Consider the following 25,297-nt stretch of genomic DNA (forward strand, 5'->3'; position numbering starts at 1 on the left):
GTTGAGGTGTAAATATGACTGGACCCCAAAAAATTGGTTTCTGGAGCAATCTCAAGGCTGTAAATATAGGAAAACAAAGACAATTCTTAAAAGAGGGGTCTAAATATCGTGTGATTAAAAATTTTACTGATTATGATGGTACAACACATAATATCGGTGAAATATGGACGTTCTTGGCATACTCATTTAATTGTTATGATAATGGTGTGCAGTGGTTTATTACTTTTGATGATACCCAGGAATGGTCTATCCCTTTGTGGTTAGATGATAACCAGCAAAAAGAAGTGGATTGCTACCCAGAAACATATATAGAATTATATGATTAGAATTAATCCTTAATATATAAATCGGAATTTTCTTAGCATATGAGCTATGGAGGTGACTATGAGTTTGAATGAAAAAGAGGCTGTTATTAAAGAATATTTTGAAATGTGGGTATTACGTGACTTTAAGAATATTGATAATATTTTTGATAGTGATATCTATTATAGCGAATGTTATGGGCCAGAGTATCAGGGTATTTCTGAAATACATCAATGGATTGACAAAATGTTAAAAGAGCAAGTAGTATTTGAATGGACTATAAAACGTTTCATTCATCAAGCCGACTCCGTTGTTGTAGAATGGTTTTTTAAGCATAAAATGCAAGATAAGATAAGTGGTTTTGATGGCGTTTCAATTATTGAATTTACTGAAAATGGAACAATCAATTCAATTAAAGAATTTGCTTCGGAGGCAATACACACAACACCATTTAGATAGGTTTTAGATTTGCTGCATTTCAAGTTAATACTATAAGTGATGAAATGAACTACTAACGATTGAGCTATTAAGTTAGTAGTTTTTTATAAAGCAAAATTATTTGAAATTATGGGAGGTAAAATTGATGTTTTATCAAAGAGAATTTCCAATCTTGGAGTTTGATTCCAATACAAAAGCAAAAATAGAACCCTCAAATATAATTACAAAAATAGATGCTCCCGAATACTGCGTGATAACTTATTTTGGTGATGTTATCAATGATTTGCTCCAATCAGATAAACTAAAACAAATTGCTACGTTCTACACTGCGACTGTCAATCTGCCAATCTATGAGACTGTATATAACGGGACTCCTATTGCAATCATGCAAGGTTTCCTTGGAGCCGCTGGCGCAGCTGCGCAATTAGAGGAACTTATTGCAATGGGATTTTCGAAGTTTATTGTTTGTGGAGCCGCGGGAGTCCTGCAAAAGGGTATCCAGGTAGGTCACTTAATTGTTCCCGATAAAGCGGTTAGAGATGAAGGCGTTTCATACCACTATGTAGAACCATCAAAAGAAATAGAATGTAATCAACATGCTATTAATATAATTGAAAAAGTCTTACAAGTAGATAATATTCCATATATAAAAGCAAAAACATGGACGACGGATGCATTTTACAGAGAAACAGAAGAGAAAATAGCACTGCGGGTTTTAGAGGGTTGTGTTACGGTTGAAATGGAAGCTGCCGCATTTTTCGCAGTATCAAAATTCCGCAACGTAATCTTAGGTCAAATATTGTTTGGTGGTGATGACTTAAGCGGTGTTGAATGGAACTCACGTAAGTGGTGTAATCGTGAGCAAATAAGAAAAAGTCTTGTTGAATTATCATTTAAGGTATGCTTACAATTATAAATTTTGACTCCACATATGGATTGAAATCAGGCCAATTGCCCCAGATAGAGCTGTTAGAGTTGATTGTTAATGAAGTAGATGATACCCTATTAATATGATTAAATGAAATATGGGGGGTAAATAGACTATGGAATCTTAATCTGAAAGGAGAAAACTATGGATTATTACAATAAAATAGAGGCACTAATGAACAAGACTTGCTATGTCATTGATATACTGCCAAAGAGGGTGGAAAAAGAGAATGGGGGACAGTATTTTGCAGTAGAAGATTATTACCAACGAAAGACAGAGTCGATTAAAATTTTTCAAAAGTTTAAAGATATTTTGCTGAAGCTAAATTGTTACTATGATTTTCAAGTGTGCTATCAAGACAGGTGTAGTGTAAATCCATCACCTGATAAATTAACCGAGTGGATTATGCAGTGCAGTATAAGCAGGAAAAAACATTTAAGTATTTATATTGAAAAAGAGGATGCTTTGATTGCAGTTAATAATGGGGACCTGTATATGGTACTATATAATCCTAATGAGGAGTTAATAACTCTGGCAAAGGAACTAGCCAGGTCAGAAGGACTTTATGTCTGGAAAACGCAGAATTGAAAAAACTGTAATATAAAAGCAGGTACTAGGAGTATAGAACGAATCAAATGGAGTAAATTCATGATAAAAATACATAACGAAACAACAATATCATTACAATCAATGAAATCGGATTGCTCAAAATGTAGTGGATTATGTTGCATAGCATTGTTTTTTTCTAAAATGGATGGATTTCCAGAAAACAAACCGGCGGGAAAGCCGTGTAAGAATCTTCAGAAAAATTTTCAATGTGATATCCATGAGGATCTGGTTAACAAAAAACTGAAAGGCTGTATCGGATATGACTGCTTTGGTGCCGGGCAGCAGGTGACACAAGCCATTTATATGGGCCAGACCTGGCAGGATACAGCTTGTAACACGAAGGAAATATTTGATGTGTTTTTAAGAACGTTTCAACTGTATCAAATGCGTTACTACTTAATGGAATCCATGACGATTACACCAGCAAAAGAGATACAGGAAAACATCATTGCTCTGATCAATGAAAATGAAATCATATGCAATTCTAATCCTGAATCCATTCTTTCCTTTGATACAGAAGCATATAGAAACAGGGTAAATATCATTTTAAAACAGGTTTGCAGCTTATTAACAAAGAGCCTAAACAGTGAAAATAAAAAATCTCCCTCGGATTATCTGGGGAGGAGTTTTAAACATAAAGATCTAAGCGGATTGGATTTGAGCTCAAAGCTTTTAATCGCAGCCAATTTCAACCATTGCTCGTTCCATGGCACTATCTTTTTAGGCGCCGATACGCGGGATGCAGATTTTAGTCACGCGGATTTAAGTGATACCGTATTTTTATCACAAGGACAAGTAAACGCTGCCAAAGGGAACCAAAATACAAAACTGCCAAAACATCTTGATTACCCTGTTACATGGAAATAAGAGTCCCTTAGCCAAAGGGTATGTATATAATTGCCACTCCGCATAATGTTACAAGAATGATACAAGTTTGTTATGACTCTAATAATATTACCAATTATAATGACCTTGTAAAGAAGAAAACCAGATACAATCTTTGTAAGGAGGAATGACAATGAACGTAATTAAAAAATATGTGATGATAACCGGATTTCTGGCAATGAGTGCCATGGCCCTTAGCGGCTGTACAAAAAGCCAGGAGAAAACAGGGGAGCCGATCACTGCCAGTACGCCTTTAGACACTTCCAAAGACTCCTCAAAAGCGACTGAGACACAGCCGTCCTCAGATTCCACTGATAAGGTTATAAAGGAAGGTTCCATAGAAAAAGAGGGAAATGTTATTTTAAAACAGCTTGCCTTTGTATACCAGGATAAGACCATCTCCCTTTCCGACATTGTAGACGATCAGAAGATGGAAAGCCTGCTAGGTAAAGCAACTGAAATCAAATCCCACACCTATTCTCCTGATGACGGCAAAAATATGGATCCGTTGAATGGTAAGACAGAAAAACAGTATCTTTACCCTGGTCTTGTGATTAAAACCATAGATGGGGCTGAGAATAATAATTCATTTATATTCAACATCGAAATTACCGATCCCAAGTATCCGACGGTAAGGAATATTAAAGTTGGCGATAGCTATGAGCTTTTGAAAGAGACATACCCGGAAGGAACCTTATTGGGAGGAGAAATAAGTAACGAAGAAGATGATTTTCGGTATGAGCCTGCAAACTATGTTGACGTTATGAAGTTTCATATCAAAGATAAAAAGGTGGAAAGCATTCAAATCTATACTTTGATTGATTAAGCCAAATAATGAGTCCCCTGATCCTGGATCAGGGGACATTTCACATTTTTTCCCCTATGCGGAAACGTTGTGCTATAATAGCATAGCAAATGGAGATAGTAAGGATGCAGGCATAATAGCATTCAGTCAAATGGAATGAGAGGCATTAGAATGGTTCAAAAAGGTTTTGGTATTTTTTCTTTAAGCGAGGACATTATTAAGGCACTAAAAGTATTAGAGTATGAGATACCAACTGAAGTTCAGGAACGTGTCATTCCATTGGTGTTAGATAAAGCAGATCTAATGGCAAAAGCCCAGACAGGCAGCGGTAAAACGGCGGCATATGCAATACCAATCTGTGAAATGGCAGAATGGCTTGAAAATAAGCCACAGGCTCTTATTCTGACTCCCACAAGAGAGCTTGCCGTTCAGGTAAAAGAAACATTTACCCACATTGGAAGATATAAACGAATCAAGGCGGCTGCAATCTATGGCAGACACCCTTTTTCCATAGAGAAAACGGAGTTGAAACAAATGACTCATGTGGTAGCAGGTACTCCAGGGCGGGTTCTGGATCACATCGAAAAAGGGACACTTCCTCTCAATAAGATCAGCTATCTGGTCGTTGATGAGGCGGACCGGATGCTGGATATGGGATTTTTAGATCAGGTGGAGTCCATTATCCATGCGCTTCCTAAAGAACGGGTGACCATGTTGTTTTCCGCTACCATGCCTGATGAGATAAAAAAGATAGCAGTGCAATCCATGAGAACACCAGTTTTCATTGATGTAAATGAGGAAAATCTAACCACAGGGGATATTGAACATTCCCTTTATAGGACGAAAGAGGAAGAGAAATTGGATCTCCTCATGGATGTGACCATTATGGAAAATCCCGATAGCTGCATCATTTTCTGCGGCACAAAGGACCGGGTGGATGCCGTTTGTGACCAGTTAAATCGTAATGGTTATCAGGCCAGAAAACTACACGGTGGCATGGAACAGGACGATAGACTCCTTACCATGCGGCGGTTCAAGCGTGGAGAATTCCGGTATCTGGTAGCCACCGATGTGGCAGCAAGAGGGATTGATGTAGAAGATATATCCCTGGTCATTAATTATGATATTCCTTTGGAAGGAGAAACCTATGTCCATCGCACGGGAAGAACCGGGCGTGCCGGACAAAAGGGGAATGCGGTGTCTTTTGTGACAGCGACCCAATCCCGATTTTTAGAGCAAATCGAAGCGCTCATTGGTTTTCAGATTCAGGAAATGCCGAAGCCGGATAAGGTACAGGTATCCCAAAGAAAGCCATTTTTTGAAGATAAGATCAATACAATCCCTGAAATCAGGAAGGCAAAGAGCGATCAACTCAATCAGGGAATTATGAAGCTGCGATTTAACGGGGGAAAGAAAAAGAAGCTGCGGGCAACGAATTTTGTTGGAGTGCTTTCGAATCTGGAGGGTATGACAGCAGAAGATATTGGAATTATAACCTTACAGGATACTCTGACCTATGTGGAAATTTTAAATGGAAAAGGACCTCTTGTATTAAAAGCAATGAAGGATACAAAAATTAACGGAAAGCAATTAAAGGTAATGAAAGCATTGGAGAAATATTAATTGCATGATATAGTAGTGATACAGATTAAATTAGAATGCAAAAGGGGATTTCATGGAAAATATCGATATTTTAAAGAGATTAAGGTATGCTTTGGATATTAAAGATGCTGATATGGTTGAGATATTCCGACTGGGCGGAGAAGCAGTCACAAAGGAAGAGGTAAAAAAGATGCTGTTAGGCCAAAACGCCAGTGACAGTGCCTCAGAAGGGACAGCCGGAAAAGAAACTTCCGATGATAATAGTAAATGGGATAACCATATGCTGGAGTCCTTTTTAAATGGTTTTATCACCTTTAAAAGAGGAAAAAAGGAAGCAAAACCAGGAGAATCCGAAAAACAGCCTTTCATGATAAATGACGACAAAGACGTAAATAATGTTTTACTGAAAAAGTTGAAAATCGCACTTTCCCTTACGGGAGAGGACATGCTGGCTGTGTTTAAAGCCGGTGGAGTTGAGCTGTCCAATGGTGAATTAAGTGCCGTGCTCAGAAGACAGGGACAGCGCAATTACAAAATATGTGGTGACCGGTATGCAAGAACCTTTTTAAAAGGTCTTGCCCTCAAATACAGAAGATAGCAATGATAGGACTCATAATTTTACAAAATAAATAAGAGCAAGGAGCAACTATGCAATTTAAAGAACTAAATGTGATACCTGAGATATTAAAGGCTTTGGAGAAGGAAAACTATTCCGTTCCGACACCAATACAGGAAAAGGCAATCCCAATTGTTTTAAGCGGCAGAGATTTACTAGGATGCGCCCAGACCGGTACAGGTAAAACGGCTGCATTTGCTATCCCCACATTACAGCTGCTAAATGAAGAAAAGGCGTCCAAAAAGGCAAACCGCAATATTAGGGCCCTGGTCGTAACGCCAACCAGAGAGCTTGCCATACAAATATATGAAAATTTCTGCATCTATGGTACTTATACAGATTTGAAATCCTGTGTCATTTTTGGAGGTGTATCACAAAAGTCACAGGAGGATAAATTAAAACAGGGCGTGGATGTTTTAATCGCCACACCTGGAAGATTAAATGACTTAATCAATCAAGGCCTGGTGGATTTAAGACATTTAAAGATATTTATCTTAGACGAAGCAGACCGGATGCTGGATATGGGCTTTATCCATGACGTGAAAAAAATCATAGCCAGGACCCCGGCAGAAAAACAGACCTTATTCTTTTCCGCTACCATGCCGGCAGATGTGGCAAAGCTTTCCGCTACCATGCTTAAAAATCCGGCTAAGGTAGAGATAACGCCGGAATCATCCACTGCTAATACCATAGATCAGTATTTATATTATGTAGATAAACATAATAAAAAGGATCTTCTGCTTCATATCCTCAAGGATGAAAGCATAGAATCCGTTCTTGTTTTCACCCGGACAAAGCATGGAGCTGACCGGCTGGTAAGACAGTTAGCAAAAAGTAAAGTAACAGCAAAAGCCATTCACGCTGATAAATCTCAGGGAGCACGCCAAAGTGCATTAAGCAGCTTCAAGGAACGAAAAATCCGAGTACTCATTGCAACAGATATCGCTGCAAGAGGAATTGATATCGATGAGCTGTCTCATGTAATCAATTTTGATTTACCTGATACTCCGGAGACCTATGTGCACCGCATTGGACGAACAGGACGTGCGGGATTGAATGGAATTGCCATTGCATTTTGCGATTTCGATGAGAAGGAAAATCTCGGGAATATTGAGAAGTTAATCAGAAAACATTTAAAAGAGGTAAAAGAACATCCTTACCCATTAATGAACAATTTCCCAGCGGTAAAAACCACACAGCCAAGGAAAGATTCCTCAAAAGCAAAGAATTCTTCCTCAGAAAAAGCTTCCAATTCAGGGAAGGCCTCATTTACAAGAAAGGAGTCTTATTCAGGGAAAGCTTCATCTACAAGAAAGGATTCCTATACAGCAAAGGCTTCTTCCACAGCAAAAACTTCTTTCGCAGGCTCTACGAGAGAGGAAAAGGTAAAAGCAGCCATTGATCCAAGCAAGAAATACAGAATGGCGGCAGATGGTACGCTGAAAGAAAAAAAGAGTTATTTTAAAACCCCAAGAAGAAATAATAAAGGCGGGGACCAAGCCAGAAGAATAGCAAAATAAACAGGAAACCAACAGATTACAAGCGGTTTCGAATGCGTATATCATCGCTCAAGTAAACTAAAACATATATATCTATCTTAAACGCCAGGATTCATGACTCCTGGCGTTTTTGTTTCTATAAAACATGTAATATTTACAAACTCCAACAAAATATCTGCTGTCCAATGCTTTTTATAGTATGTACATTATATACAAAACAGGTGTGCATCATATAAAAAAGTAACATTTGTACATATATATTTCACAAAAAACCATACAAAATCACTAAAGATAGTGATACACTAAATCAACGAACAATGTAGAACGGAATATGGGGGGAATGAAATTAGTTCTGCTTTTGGAGGCAAACAGGGAAAGGAGGTTTCGGGGTATCTGTGATAGGAAAGGGAGCGGAGCGAGATTTTCATATAACAACTAAGATGAGGGGATTCAATCAAACAAAAGTTGAGGAGGTATTAGTATGATTAAGTTGAAACGATTAACGGCCTTAATGCTCTGTGTCATGGTGATGTTATCCATGATACCGGAGATACCGGCTATGGCTGCAAATTCATTTACCGTGGATTGTTCCAGTGTGCTAAGGGATGTGACCCACTGTGCCAATGGTTCTCTCTATGGTATCACGGAAAGCATACCGGCTGATGTCAATGGCCTCGTGGCACCACTTAAGCCTTATGTCATGAGAAATCCTGCCAGAGGCGGAAGCCAGAATCAGCACCCATATGGTGATGCCATTCTGGTATCCAAACGACTGGAGTCCATTCCCAGTGCAAAGGTTTCCATTGACTTGGCGGACATGCTTCCAAACTGGCCCTATAAGTGGCCGGGCATGACCAGCTGGCTGAACCAGGTAAAATCATTTATCAATGATAAGAAAGCCTCAGGACGTGATAATTATTATGGCTATGAAATCTGGAATGAGCCTGGCGGAACCTGGAATAATGCCAACGGAAGCTTTAATGATATGTGGAAACAGACCTACGATGTGATCCGTGCCAACGATCCGGGAGCAAAGATCATCGGACCTTGTGAAAGCTACTACAACAATAGCCGTATGAAAGAATTTCTTACCTTCTGTAAGGCCAATAACTGCGTGCCTGATATTATGAGCTGGCATGAACTTTCAGGCGGCCCCCAGACAATTGCTCCCAATATTAAAGCTTACAGGTCTTTAGAGGCTTCTCTGGGAATCAGTCCATTGCCCTTAAGTATCAATGAATACTGTGATCCAGACCATAATCTGGAAGGACAGCCTGGTTCATCTGCTCGTTTCATTGCAAAATTTGAGCGTTACATGGTAGAGAGTGCCTGTATTACATGGTGGTTCGTACCAACTCCCGGAAGACTTGGAAGCCTTCTTGCAACCAATTCCCAAAAGGGAGCGGGCTGGTTCTTCTACAAATGGTACGGGGATATGAGCGGAAAGATGGTGAATGTCACTCCTCCAAACGATAACAGCAATCTGGTAGATGGAGCCGCATGCGTGGATTCCAGTGGTAAATACATCAGCTTCATTTTCGGAGGACCTAATGATGGTACTATCAATACTACTTTTAAGAACCTTCCTTCCTTTATCGGTTCCACTGCTTCTGTAAAAGTGGAAAAGGTAGACTGGGTAAGCAAGGATACGGTATCCAATGGACCGGTGGTTCTTTCCAATACCAATTATAATGTGGTTAACGGACAGATATCAGTCAGCTTATCCGGCTGTAACGCAAGCTCTGGTTACCGGATCTATATTACCCCAGGTTCCGGAACTGTTCCAGGTAATGGAATCGTATCAGGAGGAACTTACAAGCTGGTGAACCGGGCCAGCGGCAAAGCCCTTGATGTTAATAACAGCTCCACCGCAGACGGTGCCGATGTCATCCAGTGGGGGTACAGCGGTGGCAATAATCAGAAATGGGTGCTTACCGATACTGGCAATGGATATAAGATTATCAATGCCAACAGCGGAAAAGCTCTTGATGTCTACAAAAGCTCCTTAGAGGACGGCGCCGATGTCATCCAGTGGACAGACAAGGGACAGACCAACCAGAGATGGAACCTGGTAGACCTTGGAAACGGCTATTATCAGGTGGTGAATGTAAACAGCGGCAAGATGCTTGATGTTGAAAAAGGCTCCACAGCCGATGGTGGAAATGTAATTCAGTGGACCAGCAACAACGGTTACAATCAGCAGTGGCAGATTACCGCACCTTAAATCAGGGAAACGGTGTTCAACTTATTCCTGGGATGTAATTTATTATTCTTATCATAGTTCTTATTAAGATGTTTTTTAGTAATGGCAGGATTTTAACGAAAGTTATCATCCTGCCATTGCTGTTTTATTGGAGCCTTAGATACAGACAGGTGCGTATGGGTACGCAGGAAAGGATTCCCTGTTTTGCTAACAGTTATATTTTATTTCATAGAAATATTATAATTGCTCAATTGTATTTTATGATTGCTATAGTGTATAATGCAGATACAATAAGCTTTCGTAACACTTAACGTTGACATGCCTCATAGTATAATAAATACAATGAACATAAGTGGTACAAGGTCTTTATGATGATTTTCTATCATGGAACCTTTTATTAAAATGCTATAGGCTGTTTTTCAGTCTCTTATATTCATCGCTTAAATTTTATGTATTGCCGTAAAGAAAAGAGGAGAACTATGAAAAAAGAATTACCCTATTTTAGAATAGAAAATGCCTTTGGCGGTAACCAGGATTGGTTTCGTGATCCCATGATGCATCTTGGAGGCTGCGGAGCAGCGGCCGCCTGTGATGTCTGCATCAGCGAAGCCCTTCATGGAAGCAAGAACCACCTGTACCCCTATGATGTTCATAAGCTTGAAAAAGAAGACTATATAAGCTTTTCCATGAAGATGAAGCCTTATTTAAGGCCACGGATGCATGGAATTGATACTCTGGAAATATTTATCAACGGGTTTCAAAAATACTTAAAAGAAGCAGGTGAAGAGGAGATGAAGCTTTCAGGCTGTCATGGAGATACTTCTGTGAAACAGGCTGTTATGGAAGCGAAACATCAAATCGACCAGGGAATGCCAATCCCATATTTGCTGCTTCGCCATAAGAACGTGAATTTTAAGGATCTGGTATGGCACTGGTTCATGCTTGTAGGATATGAAGAACTGGAAGATGAGTTCTATGTAAAAATAGCAACCTATGGCGGATATCGCTGGCTTAATTTTAAAGAGCTTTGGGAAACTGGCTTCCGTAAAAAAGGCGGAATGATACTGGTACAAGTTCCTGATAAGCTACAGTAGGAATACAGTTTAAAACAATCATTTGATAGAACGGGCAGGCAGACCAATCATTCGGTCACCTGTCCGTTTTCGTTAAAGCTAATTTTTTTCCTATAAGCAGGCTGGAGGTATGCTTTGGGGATAGCGAAAGATATTCTCCGGGTCGTATTTTGCCTTAACCTGGGTCAGTCTTTGATAATTGCTGCCATAATAGGCCTTAGGCCAGTTGCTTGTCATCCTGGAAAATGGTCTGAATTTATCATTCCATAGAAAAAGTTGTGTTAAAGATAATGTAACATGTGGTATGATTGAAAAAATATTTGCTATTCATTTCTGAGAAAACCATTGGTAAAAAAATGTAGCGGAAAAGGAGTTTACATTATGGTGTATGTTTACTTAATGAAGAATCAAAAGCCTCTCAATGAGGAGGTCGTAAAAGGGCATGTGGAGCATTTAAAGGAATTAAAGAGACAGGGAAAACTTGTCCTTTGCGGACCATTTACCGATTATCCGGGAGGCATGGTGGTATTTACTGCAGAAGATCTGGAGGAAGCTAAAAAGATCGCTGAATCAGATCCATTTATGGCATTGGGCTATAAGACCTGTGAGGTCAGGACCTTAGAACTGGCCAATGAAGAAAATAATTATCTCTTAGGGGACTAGAGGGAAACGAAACCCTTCCTTGTGCAGAAGTTGTACAAAGAAAGGAAAGTAATTTTTAAGCGCCTGTGACATAATCATCTGGGAGGGGGGAAACCAATGGAAGTACTCAATCAGACTCAAAAAGTCATTGATCTGTTGGAAGAGGATATCAAAAATGTGGATTACAGTAAAATAGCAAAGCTCACAGGAATTCCCATTGGGCTTTATCAGCGGATTTTTACGTATATCTGCAATATTTCACTCTCGTCATATGTACGCAGGCGGAGATTAACATTATCAGCGGAGATGCTTCTAAGAAAAGAAGAAAGCATAACCCAGGTGGCAATGGAGTGGGGGTATGAAAACAGTTCTGCCTTTACAAGGGCATTTAAAGAGCAGTTTACAGTACCGCCTGCCTGCATTACCCGGGAGATTTATTTGAAGCATGCTACATTTCCTCTCTCCATGACCAATCGTGATACGTATTACGTTCTGGAGGGAAAACGAGTGATGGCGGATATTAAAAGACTGGAATATGAAGAAACCGAAGATGTGCTCCTCATTGGAATCAGCAGCAGGGATTATAAGGTGACTACGAAAGAGCTGTGGGGGATTTTCTGGGAGCAGGGCTTTGATAAGGTCCTTCATGAGTTAAGGGATAACTATATTGGCATGGAGGACTGTATTGGGCTTGGGTATATGACTGATTTTGCAGACGATACCGGGCTTGGAAAGACGTATATCGTTGGGAAGTATTTTAAAGTGGGGACACCCATTCCCAAAGGTATGATGGGAAAAATCATAAAGGGCGGGACCATTGCAAAAGCACAAATTGCTGCAAAGAGTCTGGATGAAATCATTAATAACGCATATATTCTCATTGCCAGTATGGTACAGAAAAATGGATACAGCCTTCTGTATGACGATTTCTACTGGTTGGAGTTTTATACGGTCAGCCGGTTTTGTGAGCGGTTAGAACAAGGGGCAGATGAGTTAATTCTTGATTTTCATATGCCTTGTATGAAACAAAAGATTTGACAGGGAGAGGTAAAATGGGAAATCCTTATGAGAAGTTTCCCCATATCGTTTTAGATGGGGTGGTACTTCGTAAAATCGAAGAACCGGATTTAGATGGGTTGTTTGAAATCTATAACAATGAAAATGTATTTACTTATATTCCAGGAGATGTAAAAAAGAACAAAGCAACGGTTCTGAATATGATCGGCCATTTTCAACGGGATTTTGGGAAGAAAAAAGTGATATTTTTAGGAATCTGCCTTAGGGAAGCACCTGAAAGGATCGTTGGAGTGGCAGAAATGTTTGATTATGATGAGAAGGTCAATATGATTACCGTGGGGTATCGTTTAAATGAAGCTTACTGGGGGAAAGGCATTGCAACCCAGGCAGTAAATGCCATGGCGGACTATTTGTTCCACACCATAGGAATCAACCGGATTCAGGCCTTTGTAATGCCAGCCAATGAAAAATCAAAGAGGGTCTTGTTAAAAAGCCAATTCAGGAAAGAAGGAGTTTTAAGACAAGCGCAATACTGGAAGGGCATTGGCGTTGTTGATCTGGAAGTGTATTCCAGGCTGAGTACTGATTAAGAAAAGAGATGATAGAAAACGTGCTATTGACAGCACGTTTTTCTTATGGTAATTTAGTTAAATAAATTTAATTAAATTATTCTAATTAATATACCGGTGATTGGAGAAGAGAATGCAAGAAAAGCTATCTGCTTTAGTAAATATGTTATGGCAGGAATGTATCCGGAATCTAAATACAGTAATGAAGGAAGATGAAATCAATAAGTTTTCCAATAACGACTATTATTATTTAATGGTGATTCATTCCCTTCAAATGCCCAACCTTACCCAGATTGCAGAAGCTTTGTCATTAACAAAGCCTGCAGTTTCTGTCATCATCAGAAAGCTTTTGAATCTGGATTTAATTAAGAAAATGCAGTCGGAAGAAGACAAGAGAGTCTTTTATGTTGAGCTTTCGAAAAAGGGAAAAAGCATTTTACAGGGAGATCAGGCTGTTTATCAATGGGTATCAGATACCATGGAAGAGATAGCAGAAGATGAAAAGGAACTGGAAGTTATGGACCGCATGATATCAAAGTTAGTGAAAAAGCTGGAGGAGAGAGCCGTTGGATCTAAGGAAATTAATTAAGAAAAAGAGAGATAAAATCGCTATCAGTTTAATTATTATGTCCTTTGTTCTATATTTCATCATGCCATTTAATCTTTGCCTTCCATGTTCGCCTGCATTAAAAGCAGCGGTCACTGGAACTATGATGGTGGTCAGCGAAATCTTTTTCTGGATAGGCGGCTTGATGATAGGCCGGGAGGTGGCTTTGAAAATAAAAAAATCTTTTCATATTAAGAGCCTAATCACATGCATAAAGGGTGGCAGGAAGGAAAATTAGGATGATATTTTATTTTAGTGGGACAGGTAATTCTAAACATATAGCGGAGAAAGTGTCAAAAGAAACAGGGGACAGCCTGGTTTTCATGAGTAAATCCAGGTTAAAGGAGGACATAACCTATGAAATTGGGGAGCAGGAGTCCATTGGATTTGTATTTCCTGTTTATTGGTACACGCTTCCTACGATGGTGGAACGCTTTATAAAACACCTTCGTCTATCTGGTTATAGGGGTCAATATGTATATGCCATCGCTTCCTATGGTTTCTCCGCAGGAGGTATCATGGACCGGCTTAAAAATATGTTGGAAGAAAAACAGTTAAAGCTGGATGCAGCGTTTGGCGTCAAGATGGTAGATAATTACGTGGTTGGATATGACATCGTAAGCAGAGAAAAGCAAATTAGTCTTTTAAAGAATGCCGAAGCTGAGATTGAAAACGTCTTATCTTTGATTGTAAAGAAAGAACATATCCAGAAGATAAATAAAGGAAGTCTGGCGTTTGTATCTCCACTTACGGGATACGCTTATCGAAGGACTGATCACACGAAAAAATTCTTCGTGACTCAGTCATGCAACGGATGCAGACAATGCGAACGGAACTGCCCCTGCAATACCATTAAAATGGTAGATGGAAAGCCTGTATGGAAAGAAGACTGTACCTTTTGCCTAAGCTGCCTGCACGGATGCAGGCAGAAGGCTGTTCAGTACGGAAGATTTACAGAGAAAAGGGAGAGATATCAGTACAGACAGCAGGCTTAAGATGGCAAAAGGATTAATCATTCATTAAACCAATCAATCCAACCATGTTAGAGGCTCATTCATCAAAGCCTGCAGCTCCTCTAAAAAGCATTTTACATGCCAGCCATCTGTTGTGGCATGATGTACCGATATGGAAATCGGCATAGAAACTTTGTCTCCATTGGCGGTAAATTTACCTCCTTCAATGGTTGGGAAATAATATGGCTTGTTTTCATAGCTGTGGAGGGAAAAATGTTGAAAATCGATCCATGGCAGACAAGACACGGAATAGCAGTTCGCTGGAAGAGATGAAACCGGCTGAGCCAGTACTCCACGATGATTGCCGTACTCTTTTTCATTGTCCAGGTATCCGGAATAAAAATCTTTAAATACGTTGGAATAAGGTGTCCATATCTGAGAAATGGTTTTATTATCTTCATGAAAGGTTGGATACAGAGGGGTAAGAGTATCCCAGTAGCCAAGCATCTCTTCTTTAATTGCAATCTTAAATTCCATGTGCTGATTTAATATTGTGGTTACTGCCCATACAAAGGCAGGAAAGAATTTGAACTGACGCTCTTCCAATGCTTTTTTCATAATCGTGATATCTAAAGTAGCTGTCAGTGAAAACCCGGTAAGCGTCATCTGGGTAAAATAATAAAACATCTGGCCTCTTGACCAGGATTGTAAATCCAAAGGGGTAAATTTGTTATTTTCCATTGCTTTTATCTCCTCATAAGCATTACGTAGAATCGAATGGCTTCGTTCCAATTATAATGCCCCCCAAAAGTGCTGACAATAAACGCTTCGTAGAGTCCGATGTTCATAGCCCGCCTGATTCTTATATAAGTCTGTAAACACAAGACAAAAAAGATATGATATAATGAATAAGATATATAACAAATATGTTTTAGGGGGCAACAGAATGAAAAGGAAAGCAGTTTTATTGGTAACAGCAGTAGTAAGCTTGTGTCTGATCTCAGGTTGTCAGAAAGCACAATCGGAAGCAGTCACAGAGGCAGCAAAAAGTTCAAGTCAGGGTTCAATCAAGATAGAGTCCACGACTCAGCAGAATGAGGAAAGTGAAACTCAAAAAGAATCTAAAGATTCTTCAGAAGCTGTTCTAAATGTAACTTTGGCTGAAGATCGTATCGTTAAAGATCAAACCTTCCCGGTGGACTTAAATGACTGGGGAAATGTCACTTTTGTAACGTATGGGCCAGATCCAGGTGCTGATTTTGAAGATGTCACCTTTTATTTGATGAAGGATAAAAAGGTAGTATATGAGTTTCCGTTTTTAGGAGAAAATAACAAAACCGATGAATTTGGAGGCCTTTTTGACAGCGTAGCGTCCGTGGGATTTCGTGACGTGAATCATGACAATCTAAAGGATGTAATTGTTATTATAAACTACATTACAGGTGCGGGGCCTCAGGGCATGGAACCTCGTCCAAGGGTTAGAATTTTTCTGGCAGATGGAAAGAAATTTATTCTTGCTAAAGATCTGATGCAGGATATCACTGACCATATGGAGGAAAACAACTTAACAATTAACAATGTTTATGAATATCTGAAAAATAAGTAACTGTATCGCATAGAGAATCTGCGATTGGAATTTATTAATATTGGAAGCACACAAAAACACGCCTTGAAGAGAAGGCGTGTTTTTGTGTGCTTAATTTTAACAGAGTCAGATAGCACCTAAGTCTTTAAATCCCTCGCGGTCTGCCTTAGCCAGGTTATGCCTTTGCATAATCAGCTGCGTTAGCCTTTAACTTAGGTCCGTAAGTGCTTCCATCCCCATTGTAGATCTGTCCCATTTTTGTGAAATCACGTGACTGGCAGGCTTTTAATAGACTTCCACTGCTGTAATTTACAATAAAGGTGCAAAAGCCTTCCATCTGTTTGTCTTCACTTTTGCTAAATCCAGTAAACATAGCCTTTGGTGTATCATAGCCTGTAACTTTATGATTGAAGCCCATAATCTGAGGAAGTCCCATGCTGATGGAATAATATGCATAATTTTCACTTATATTTTTAGCAAGGTTAAATGCCTCATACTCGCTGGTCTGCTTACCGGTATGTGTCTTGTACCACTTACCATTCTTTTTATAGTAATGAACTTTATCCTCAACCTTAAAGGTAGTGGAAGCACTGGGAACTGCTTTTAAGAAAATATGATTTTCAAACCGTATTTTCAGTGCTCCATCTACAAAACCAGATCCTGAGGATTCCGTAAGAATAAAACCGCCCAATACATCCTCGCCAATGGAATTTTTGGAGGCAAAAGAAGAAATGATAGATCCGAATTTTTTCTTTAAATTCTTTGCTTCTGCACTTGCATTTCCTCCACCGCTTGCTGTCTTATCAAGTTCGGTTAGGGTGGCCTTTCCTGCCTTTCCATCTACGGTTAAACTTTTAGCTCGTTGAAAGCTTTTTACTGCTGTATCGGTACCGCCACCGAATTTTCCATCAGGAGTACCGCTATCGTAACCAGCAGTATTTAATTTTGTCTGCATGGTCTTAACACCTGCGCTGTATCGAAGCTTATCATCCTTCATGTAATAGCCGGTACCTGCCAGTACCTGGGCATATGTATACCTTGAGTTATCATAATCTGCCATAATCGTATCTCCTTTTATATTTTATTGAATTTGCAAACTCATTCAATACAAAGAAGATTTTTTCCAAATTGTAAACTAAAATGTGTTTCCCATCAAGATTCTAAAGTTTGACCGGATTACTTCTATATTAAAGAATCTTGTAATATAAATGGAAACGCCTATGATTAATACTAGAGTCTGAAATAGCATTTAAGAGAGATTCTACGGTTCTTAAAATAGATTTAAATTATTTTATTTTCCCGTTTACAAATCTCTCTTAATTATCTTTATATAGTATAGACTTGCAAATCTAAAAAGTAAAAGGTAACCGAAGCTAAAACAATGGCATATAAAAGTATAGGTTCTCTTTCGAGCCGGCAGGGAGAACCAAAATGCCGCCTATCACCAAAAGAAGCGATGAAAAATAACACGTTTCCGGTGAACAAAAAAATGAAAAAAATCAAATGGAGAAGAAAAAACAGGAGGTAATTATTTTATGGGTAATGAAAAAGCTATGCTTGCTGCAAAATCAACAATTGCAAAATCAGTGGGGAATTCTAACCCACTCATTGACCATCATTTGGGAGCTGATCCCTATGCACTGACTTACAACGGCAGGGTTTACATCTACATGTCCAGCGACAATTATGAGTACAACAGCAATGGTACGATTAAGGACAATAGCTTTGCAAATTTAAAGAGTATTTTTGTCATATCTTCTGAGGACATGGTAAACTGGACCGATCATGGAGCAATTCCTGTAGCTGGGGCAAACGGCTTAAATGGGGGACAAGGTATAGCGAAATGGGCAGGTAATTCCTGGGCACCTGCGGCGGCAGTAAAAAATATCAACGGTAAGGATAAGTTCTTCCTTTACTTTGCAAACGGAGGCGCTGGAATTGGTGTACTCACTGCAGACAGCCCCATCGGACCGTGGAGCGATCCTTTAGGCAGAGCTCTGGTAACAACCAACACACCTGGTATGCCTGGAGTTGTATGGCTGTTTGATCCTGCGGTATTCATTGACAACGATGGAACCGGATACTTATACTGCGGCGGCGGAATTCCTGGAGATCCAAGGCCAACACAGGCACAGCAGGCAAATCCCAAAACGGCCAGAGTGCTTCGTTTAGGCGGTGATATGATCAGCGTTGTGGGAAGTGCCTCTACCATTGATGCACCCTTTATGTTTGAAGATTCGGGAATGCATAAGTATAACGGGGTTTACTACTACTCCTACTGTATCAACTTCTCCGGCACTCACCCGTCAGACAAGCCTGCAGGTGAAATCGGATATATGACCAGCAAAAGCCCAATGGGACCATTTACCTACGCAGGCCATTTCCTGAAAAATCCGGGCGTATTCTTCCGGTCAGGAGGCAATAACCACCACTGCGTATTCCAGTTTAAGAACCAATGGTATGTGGTTTACCATGCACAGACTGTGAGCCAGGCCTTATACGGCTCTGGAAAAGGATACCGTTCCCCTCACATTAACAAGCTGATTCATAACAGCGATGGAAGCATTCGTGAGGTAGCAGCCGATTATGCTGGCGTGGCACAGCTTTCCAACTTAAACCCATATCAGAGGGTGGAAGCAGAGACCATTGGCTGGAACGGAGGAATTTTAACTGAACGATGCTATGCATCTGGCGGTCCTTCCTACAACCAGAACGTAACCGGAATTAATAACGGGGACTGGATTGGATTAGGAAACGTTGATTTTGGCTCCCAGGGAGCAAGAAGCTTTAAGGCCAATGTGGCCTCCACTTCCGGCGGCAAGATTGAAGTACGCCTTGACAGCACAAGCGGCACCCTTGTAGGAACCCTTACGGTGCCGAACACAGGCGGTGCACAAAACTGGAGAGAGGTAGAAACTTCCATAAGCGGTGCCACTGGTGTGCATAAATTATTCTTTGTATTTACGGGAAATGGAAGCGGAGACTTATTTAAGTTCGACTACTGGAAATTCTCGTAAAGCAGTGTGAAATAGAATTGAGTTTTGGTTACAGCGTGCGGCTGAAATAGAGTATATAACCAGCTGCCGTCTGTAACCGTCCAAAAAGACAGAAAGGTCTTTTTTGTAGAAGGGGGTTTACCTATGAGCAATCAAATTAATGAAGCAGAAGTGAAATTAGCATGGCAGTCAGATAATGGTGACGGTACGTATACCAATCCAATTTTAAACGCAGATTATCCTGACATCGCAGCGGTACGGGTGGGAAATGATTTTTATATGGTCAGTTCTACCTTTGTATCCTTTCCATCGATTCCTATCATGCACTCCAAGGATCTTGTGAACTGGGAAATCATTGGATACGTGACCCAGGATTTAAACGGAACCGGGAAATCCTACAATTTAACAGATAACTTTGAGGACTATGGTCATGGTTGCTGGGCGCCTACCATCGCTTATCGTAACGGTGTATTTTATGTGGGCATCTATCAGGCACAGGGCAGATTTATCCTGTGTACTGCTACCAATCCAGCCGGTCCTTATACCAAAAAAGTCTTTGACCGGGGCTTTCATGATCCGGCACTGTTTCTTGATGATGACGGAACGGGCTACATTATTTCAGAAGCAAACGATGTAAGAATCAGCAAGCTGAGCGGTGATTATAAGTCCGTGGTAAGCAGTACGGTCAGTACCCGGATTGAAGGGATCACCGGAAAGTATCTGGTGGAGGGAACCCATGTGATTAAGAAGAACGGGTTTTATTATATCTTCCGTAATTCCACACCACCTGAATCCTACACCTATTGCCTGCGCTCCAGAAATATTTATGGACCCTATGAGATGAGAATCCTTTTAGATGGACCAAGAATCCCAGGAGGAAGCCAGATCCATCAGGGCGGCCCTATTGATACCCCTACAGGTGAGTGGTGGTTCTACGTGTTCCAGGATTGCAACGGCGTTGGCCGGAGAGATATTTTAGTTCCCATGCAGTGGCAGAATGACTGGCCAGTCCTTGGCGTTCCGTCAACCGTAAAAAATGTAACCATAGGAGGAAAGAGCTATCCAATCGGCAGCGTGCCAATTACCTATAAAAAACCAAATGTAGGCGCTTCTTATCCAGCCGTATCCATTCCCACCAGTGATGAATTCCAATCCAATACACTGGGCGTACAGTGGCAGTGGAATCATTACCCGGATAACAGCAAATGGTCCTTAAGCGAACGCTCTGGTTATTTAAGGCTTCGTGCAAAGACGGCTAAGAATTTATGGAGGGCAAGCAACACCCTTACCCAGCGGGTCCAGGGACCTGACTGCCAGGGAACCATTGAGCTTGATACAGCCAATATGAAGGATGGAGATCAGGCAGGACTTTGTCTCCTTAATATCCCTTACGGTTCCATTGGCGTTGTAAAATCCGGGGGAGTGAAGCGGATCGTAGCCAATATTAATGCAAAAGAAGACGGACAGGGCACTATTACGAGTGGGCCAGTGGTGCAAAGTAATATCATTTATTTGAGGGCAAATGCCAACCTGCTTACAGACAAAGCGACCTTTTCTTACAGCACCAACAATGTGAACTTTACTCAGCTCGGGGGCCAGCTTAACATGCCCTTTGACCTTGGCTTTTTCCAGGGAGATAAGTTTGGTATCTACAATTTCACAACAGCCTCTTCCGGCGGTTATGTAGATGTCAGCTGGTTCCGTTTTGATAGCTTAGGCAAAAAATAAAATTATAAAAAATGGAGGAAATATAAATGGATCAGAAAATTTTAGATGGACAGAATGTAGATAGAATCGGGGAAGAAAACTTAAAAGAGGATATGTTAAGAACAAGCCTGGCAGCAGCGTCAAGTGATGCCTATATCAATCTATCCGCACAAAAACAGCTCATCCGCGGCTTTGGCGGTATGAACCACGTGGCCTGGATCGGAGATTTAACCGCAGCACAGAGAGAGACTGCCTTTGGTAATGGCAATAATCAGCTTGGATTTTCCGTTTTAAGAATCTTTATTGATGAGAATAAGAACAACTGGAGCAGAGAAGTGGCAACCGCAAAGAAGGCGATTGAGAAAGGCGCCATTGTATTTGCTTCCCCATGGAATCCGCCTAGTAATATGATAGAGACCTTTACCAGAAACGGCGTAGCCAATCAGAAGCGGCTTCGCTCCAATATGTACGGTGCCTATGCTCAGCATTTAAATGACTTTGTAACTTATATGAAGAACAACGGAGTTAATCTGTATGCCATTTCTGTTCAGAATGAGCCGGATTATGCTCAGGAATGGACCTGGTGGACACCAGCTGAAATGCTTAATTTCATGAAGAATTATGCAGGAAGCATCAACTGCAAGGTCATTGCACCAGAATCATTTTCTTACGTAAAAAATATGTCAGACCCTATTTTAAACGATTCCGCAGCACTTGCCAACATGGATATCCTTGGAGCCCATCTGTATGGTACTCCAGTCAGCAATTTCCCTTATTCCCTGTTTAAGCAAAAGGGAGCTGGAAAGGAGCTTTGGATGACAGAAGTGTATTATCCAAATAGCAACGCTAATTCAGCCGATTCATGGCCGGAGGCCCTGGAGGTTTCCGTTCATATGCACAATGCCATGGTAGAAGCAGAATTCCAGACCTATGTCTGGTGGTATATCCGCAGAAACTATGGTCCTATGAAGGAAGACGGAACCATTAGTAAACGAGGCTATAACATGGCCCATTTCTCCAAATTCGTCAGACCAGGCTACGTGAGAGTAGATGCCACTAAGAGCCCAGGCAGCAACCTTTATGTATCTGCTTATAAGGGCGGTGGAAAAGCCGTTATCGTAGCAATCAATAAGAATACCTCTGCGGTCAGCCAGAAATTCACCATTCAGAACGGGAATGTAGGTTCCATTGCGTCCTGGATGACAGACGGAAGCAGAAATCTTTCTTACGGTTCCGGCTATCAGGTATCCGGCGGTTCCTTTACTGCCCAGCTTCCTGCAAGAAGTGTTACTACCTTTGTGGCTGAGTTAAAGTAAGATAAAATGATTAGACGATAAAGATAAGAAATAAAGGTCCGGGTTGGAACAAGCGTGTTCCAATCCGGATTTTTCTATTGCAATTTCTCCCTCATATGCTATGATTTCATGTAAATAAAGGCGCATACAAAACAATCTTAGGAGGGATATCATGAGCTACTTAAATGGAAATACAGGATACCGGAAGGATATATTAACCACTCGCTCTGTCATCAAAAAAGGCAATTATGCAGTCCTCGAACCAGACGGACTTGTGAAAAATACCATTCCAGGCTTTACACAATGCGAGATTACCATTCTTGCTTCTCCACTTCTTGGGGCCTCCTTTGTGGATTATTTAGTAAATGCAGCGCCTGGTGGTGGAAACAGACAGGGATTTGGGGTTTCCGGGGAAGAAATCTTTTTCTATGTATTTGAGGGAACGGTCAAGGTATGGAATGAGAAAGAGGAAGCTGTGGTTACAGGCGGTGGCTATATCTACTGTCCGGAGGGAACCAGGTTGCATTTTGAAAATACAGGAGACAGGGCGGCCAGATGCTTCCTTTATAAACGGCTGTATCAGAAAATCGAGGGGTATGAGGCCCATACGGTAATCGGAAATATCAATGATGTGGACTGGGTTCCTTATGAAGGCATGGAGGATGTGCTGGTAAAGGATTTTCTTCCTTCGGCAACCAACTTAGGCTTTGACATGAACTTTCATATCCTTGCATTTAAGCCAGGAGCCTGTCACGGATACATTGAGACTCATATCCAGGAGCATGGAGCCTACATCTACTCTGGGGAAGGCATGTACGTCCTTGACAATGATTGGATTCCTGTTAAAAAGGGAGACTACCTGTTCATGGGCGCCTATTGTCCCCAGGGGGCATATGGAGTAGGACGGGAAGATATGTTTGCTTATATTTATTCTAAGGATTGTAATCGGGACGTAAGACTCTAGCCTATACAGTCTGAAACCATAGTTCCAGTACATAATTTTGATTGTTTTTGTTTACCAGGCATTTACAGCCCATTTCCTCCATCATAGTACAGATATTCTGAACGCCAACGCCTGTGCTGTCCATTCCTTTTTCTTTGTTTACAATCTCATTGGAGAACTGCAGCACCAGCCAGCCTTCTTGATGGAGAAGGCTGATGGTGACTGTTTTTTGTGCATCAGCATACTTGATGATGTTTGAACTCACGTTATCCAGTATTCGATTCACATAATCGAACATTAGGGAAACATTGGCATTCGGCCACTGTATCTTTGTTTCCACATTAAAATCATGCTGTGTCAGATAGCATGACATATCGGATAACATGTCCTCGAAAAAAAAACGTGCCTTTTGAACTGGATCAGGGGGCAGTTTTTCTTCCTCTGACAATAAAAAGCGTTGAAAGAGCTGATCTGACATTCGTTTGATCTGGGTGGCTTTTGTACGGGCTTTTTCCAGATAGCTTATGTATTGTTCCCGATTGGAAAATGAACTTTTTTGCAGAACATCCAAATATAAAAGTAAAGCTGTCAGGGGAGTTCTCAGGTCATGGGAGACGCTTACGACCAAATTGTTATTTGCCTGTGCGGCAGCCTCTTCTTTTTGCATGTTTTCCAATAAAGAGATGCGCATTTCATTCAGTCCTTGGGCTAGGGATGCCAGCTCATCACTGCCCTTTATGGTAATTTCATAGTCCAGGCAGCCTGTTTCCAGTATTTTAATTTCTTTTTCCAGTTGAATAATATAATCGATTTTTTTCTGAACAAATTTTACAAAGATACCAAGAAACAGAAGTATGGAGAGAATTGCTTCGACAACTGTAGTTTTTACATAATACTGATAATCAAAATATCCAGATAAATATACCGTAGCAGATTCTCCGGAGAATGAAATGTTTCTGCTGGCACCGGTGCGGTAGAAGCTTGCCACCTCCTCCTCGGACTGGTCGTTTAGGGAGTCAAATAATATTTTCTCATGCTGACTTATGGCGAGTGCCACATAGCCCATTTTTTGTTTTTGAAGCCAAGACTTTATCTTTTCGGTATCGGTAAGTTTGATGCTTTCTTGTTTTACAAAGCTTTCAAACTTGTTTAAGCATTTTTCATTGGAGCGTGAGATGTAAGAAGAGTTTTGAAAGTACTCATCTAACAGCGTGTTTCCTGCTGAATTTAGCATCAGGTAAAATACAGTGGCAAGAAAGCCTGCAAAAACCAGTACCAGAAGAGACTCTGTTTTTAAACGTTTCATACCTCTATTCAAATCGATATCCCTTTCCCCATATGGTTTTAATATGCGTTGGACTATCATGGACCTTCTCAATCTTAACTCTTAATTTACTGATATGAACCATAACAGTTCCATTAGAGGAATGAAAATACGGTTCTTTCCAGACACTTTCATATATATTTTGTGCAGAAAATACTTTTCTTGGATGCTGCATCATTAATAGAAGAATCCTGTATTCCAATTCTGATAATTCTACCTCTTTGTCGTCCACCCAAACTTCATTAAAATCTTTGTTTATACGGATATTGCCAATTTCCAGGAGTTTATGTTCCGGTAGGTCCAGTCCGTTTTTTTCCTTTCCCCGATAAATTTGATAACGTCTGATTTGTGCTTTTACTCTGCCAAGAAGCTCAGAGTAAGAAAAGGGCTTTGCCAGATAATCATCGCCGCCAGCCATAAGTCCGATGAGCTTGTCGGAATCGCTTGATTTTGCAGTCAGGAATATGATTGGCACGAAAGAAAATTTCCTGATTTCTTCGCAAGTCCTGATTCCAGACATTCCAGGCATCATGACATCCAGTATTACAAGGTCAACGTATTCATTTAACAATGAAATACCTGTTTCCCCATTCTCTGCCTCAAAAACTTTATAATGCTCGCTTTCCAATAAAATCCGAATTCCCTCACGGATATCAGCATCATCTTCAATAATTATAATCGTAGCTTTTTTCATTTCA

27 protein-coding genes are annotated in these 25,297 nt (G+C 40.6%); 22 read left to right on the forward strand and 5 right to left on the reverse strand.

From position 1 onward, the window contains the following. Window positions 1-14: 14 nt before the first annotated feature. The 11 genes from OW255_RS02220 to OW255_RS02270 all read left to right on the forward strand — a co-directional run bounded on the left by OW255_RS02220 (window position 15) and on the right by OW255_RS02270 (window position 10,982). Window positions 15-326 carry a DUF3601 domain-containing protein gene (locus OW255_RS02220; RefSeq protein ID WP_268115483.1) on the forward strand — a complete coding sequence of 104 codons (312 nt, stop codon included), beginning with the start codon at window positions 15-17 and terminating at the stop codon, window positions 324-326. 58 nt (window positions 327-384) lie between these two features. Continuing rightward, window positions 385-762: a nuclear transport factor 2 family protein gene (locus tag OW255_RS02225; protein WP_268115484.1), complete on the forward strand. Its 378-nt coding sequence runs from the start codon at window positions 385-387 to the stop codon at window positions 760-762. Between the two features lie 124 nt (window positions 763-886). Next, window positions 887-1,657 carry a nucleoside phosphorylase gene (locus tag OW255_RS02230; RefSeq protein ID WP_268115485.1) on the forward strand — a complete coding sequence of 257 codons (771 nt, stop codon included), beginning with the start codon at window positions 887-889 and terminating at the stop codon, window positions 1,655-1,657. Window positions 1,658-1,813: 156 nt separating this feature from the next. Then, the gene (locus OW255_RS02235; RefSeq protein WP_268115486.1) at window positions 1,814-2,257 is read left to right on the forward strand and encodes a hypothetical protein; all 444 of its coding nucleotides are present in this window, start codon (window positions 1,814-1,816) and stop codon (window positions 2,255-2,257) included. 162 nt (window positions 2,258-2,419) lie between these two features. Beyond that, window positions 2,420-3,145 (forward strand): pentapeptide repeat-containing protein, encoded by a 726-nt coding sequence (locus OW255_RS02240; protein ID WP_268115487.1) that lies wholly within the window; start codon window positions 2,420-2,422, stop codon window positions 3,143-3,145. 151 nt (window positions 3,146-3,296) lie between these two features. Continuing rightward, a complete protein-coding gene (locus OW255_RS02245) occupies window positions 3,297-3,989 on the forward strand; it encodes a hypothetical protein (protein WP_268115488.1) in 693 nt (230 codons plus the stop codon). 150 nt (window positions 3,990-4,139) lie between these two features. Next, entirely contained in the window at window positions 4,140-5,591 is a 1,452-nt protein-coding gene (locus OW255_RS02250; protein WP_268115489.1) for a DEAD/DEAH box helicase, read from the forward strand. Between the two features lie 52 nt (window positions 5,592-5,643). Next, a complete protein-coding gene (locus tag OW255_RS02255) occupies window positions 5,644-6,168 on the forward strand; it encodes a YehS family protein (RefSeq protein WP_268115490.1) in 525 nt (174 codons plus the stop codon). A gap of 50 nt (window positions 6,169-6,218) precedes the next feature. Next, entirely contained in the window at window positions 6,219-7,706 is a 1,488-nt protein-coding gene (locus tag OW255_RS02260) for a DEAD/DEAH box helicase (RefSeq protein ID WP_268115491.1), read from the forward strand. Window positions 7,707-8,166: 460 nt separating this feature from the next. Then, on the forward strand, window positions 8,167-9,909 hold the full coding sequence (locus tag OW255_RS02265; RefSeq protein WP_081752359.1) for an RICIN domain-containing protein: 1,743 nt from the start codon (window positions 8,167-8,169) through the stop codon (window positions 9,907-9,909). A gap of 458 nt (window positions 9,910-10,367) precedes the next feature. After that, window positions 10,368-10,982 carry a hypothetical protein gene (locus tag OW255_RS02270; protein WP_024837517.1) on the forward strand — a complete coding sequence of 205 codons (615 nt, stop codon included), beginning with the start codon at window positions 10,368-10,370 and terminating at the stop codon, window positions 10,980-10,982. 90 nt (window positions 10,983-11,072) lie between these two features. Here the strand turns inward: OW255_RS02270 and OW255_RS21040 are convergent, their stop codons facing one another. After that, on the reverse strand, window positions 11,073-11,198 hold the full coding sequence (locus tag OW255_RS21040) for a BBE domain-containing protein (protein ID WP_416861699.1): 126 nt from the start codon (window positions 11,196-11,198) through the stop codon (window positions 11,073-11,075). Window positions 11,199-11,342: 144 nt separating this feature from the next. Here OW255_RS21040 and OW255_RS02280 point away from each other — a divergent pair, with 144 nt between their 5' ends. The 6 genes from OW255_RS02280 (at window position 11,343) to OW255_RS02300 (ending at window position 14,791) form a co-directional block, all read left to right on the forward strand. Further along, on the forward strand, window positions 11,343-11,624 hold the full coding sequence (locus OW255_RS02280) for a YciI family protein (RefSeq protein WP_268115492.1): 282 nt from the start codon (window positions 11,343-11,345) through the stop codon (window positions 11,622-11,624). A gap of 96 nt (window positions 11,625-11,720) precedes the next feature. Beyond that, window positions 11,721-12,641, forward strand: a complete 921-nt coding sequence (locus tag OW255_RS02285; RefSeq protein WP_268115493.1) for an AraC family transcriptional regulator — start codon at window positions 11,721-11,723, stop codon at window positions 12,639-12,641. A gap of 14 nt (window positions 12,642-12,655) precedes the next feature. Next, entirely contained in the window at window positions 12,656-13,210 is a 555-nt protein-coding gene (locus OW255_RS02290; RefSeq protein ID WP_268115494.1) for a GNAT family N-acetyltransferase, read from the forward strand. Between the two features lie 112 nt (window positions 13,211-13,322). Beyond that, window positions 13,323-13,778 (forward strand): MarR family winged helix-turn-helix transcriptional regulator, encoded by a 456-nt coding sequence (locus OW255_RS02295; RefSeq protein WP_268115495.1) that lies wholly within the window; start codon window positions 13,323-13,325, stop codon window positions 13,776-13,778. A gap of 61 nt (window positions 13,779-13,839) precedes the next feature. Continuing rightward, the gene (locus OW255_RS21045; protein WP_416861715.1) at window positions 13,840-14,034 is read left to right on the forward strand and encodes a transporter suffix domain-containing protein; all 195 of its coding nucleotides are present in this window, start codon (window positions 13,840-13,842) and stop codon (window positions 14,032-14,034) included. A gap of 52 nt (window positions 14,035-14,086) precedes the next feature. Further along, window positions 14,087-14,791, forward strand: a complete 705-nt coding sequence (locus tag OW255_RS02300) for an EFR1 family ferrodoxin (RefSeq protein ID WP_268115496.1) — start codon at window positions 14,087-14,089, stop codon at window positions 14,789-14,791. Between the two features lie 33 nt (window positions 14,792-14,824). On the opposite strand, the gene OW255_RS02305 is transcribed toward OW255_RS02300, so the two are convergent. Beyond that, on the reverse strand, window positions 14,825-15,490 hold the full coding sequence (locus tag OW255_RS02305; RefSeq protein WP_268115497.1) for a CatA-like O-acetyltransferase: 666 nt from the start codon (window positions 15,488-15,490) through the stop codon (window positions 14,825-14,827). Window positions 15,491-15,695: 205 nt separating this feature from the next. Between OW255_RS02305 and OW255_RS02310 the strand changes: the two genes are divergently transcribed. Then, a complete protein-coding gene (locus OW255_RS02310) occupies window positions 15,696-16,355 on the forward strand; it encodes a hypothetical protein (protein ID WP_268115498.1) in 660 nt (219 codons plus the stop codon). Between the two features lie 154 nt (window positions 16,356-16,509). Here the strand turns inward: OW255_RS02310 and OW255_RS02315 are convergent, their stop codons facing one another. Next, window positions 16,510-17,394, reverse strand: coding sequence for an N-acetylmuramidase domain-containing protein (locus OW255_RS02315; RefSeq protein WP_268115499.1), 885 nt, complete (start codon window positions 17,392-17,394; stop codon window positions 16,510-16,512). Between the two features lie 475 nt (window positions 17,395-17,869). Between OW255_RS02315 and OW255_RS02320 the strand changes: the two genes are divergently transcribed. The 4 genes from OW255_RS02320 to allE all read left to right on the forward strand — a co-directional run bounded on the left by OW255_RS02320 (window position 17,870) and on the right by allE (window position 23,296). Then, window positions 17,870-19,351, forward strand: coding sequence for a glycoside hydrolase family 43 protein (locus OW255_RS02320; protein WP_268115500.1), 1,482 nt, complete (start codon window positions 17,870-17,872; stop codon window positions 19,349-19,351). Between the two features lie 123 nt (window positions 19,352-19,474). Further along, window positions 19,475-21,058 (forward strand): glycoside hydrolase family 43 protein, encoded by a 1,584-nt coding sequence (locus OW255_RS02325; protein ID WP_268115501.1) that lies wholly within the window; start codon window positions 19,475-19,477, stop codon window positions 21,056-21,058. 26 nt (window positions 21,059-21,084) lie between these two features. Further along, the gene (gene xynC / locus OW255_RS02330; protein WP_024837506.1) at window positions 21,085-22,353 is read left to right on the forward strand and encodes a glucuronoarabinoxylan endo-1,4-beta-xylanase XynC; all 1,269 of its coding nucleotides are present in this window, start codon (window positions 21,085-21,087) and stop codon (window positions 22,351-22,353) included. Between the two features lie 151 nt (window positions 22,354-22,504). Continuing rightward, window positions 22,505-23,296, forward strand: a complete 792-nt coding sequence (allE, locus tag OW255_RS02335; RefSeq protein ID WP_268115502.1) for a (S)-ureidoglycine aminohydrolase — start codon at window positions 22,505-22,507, stop codon at window positions 23,294-23,296. A gap of 1 nt (window position 23,297) precedes the next feature. Here allE and OW255_RS02340 read toward each other — a convergent pair whose 3' ends face one another. Together OW255_RS02340 and OW255_RS02345 are read right to left on the reverse strand one after the other, a co-directional pair. Beyond that, entirely contained in the window at window positions 23,298-24,581 is a 1,284-nt protein-coding gene (locus tag OW255_RS02340; RefSeq protein ID WP_155857767.1) for a sensor histidine kinase, read from the reverse strand. A gap of 4 nt (window positions 24,582-24,585) precedes the next feature. Beyond that, the gene (locus OW255_RS02345) at window positions 24,586-25,293 is read right to left on the reverse strand and encodes a response regulator transcription factor (RefSeq protein ID WP_268115503.1); all 708 of its coding nucleotides are present in this window, start codon (window positions 25,291-25,293) and stop codon (window positions 24,586-24,588) included. Between the last annotated feature and the right edge of the window lie 4 nt (window positions 25,294-25,297).

Origin of the sequence: Lacrimispora xylanolytica (assembly GCF_026723765.1) — a bacterium.
Taxonomy (GTDB): domain Bacteria; phylum Bacillota; class Clostridia; order Lachnospirales; family Lachnospiraceae; genus Lacrimispora; species Lacrimispora xylanolytica.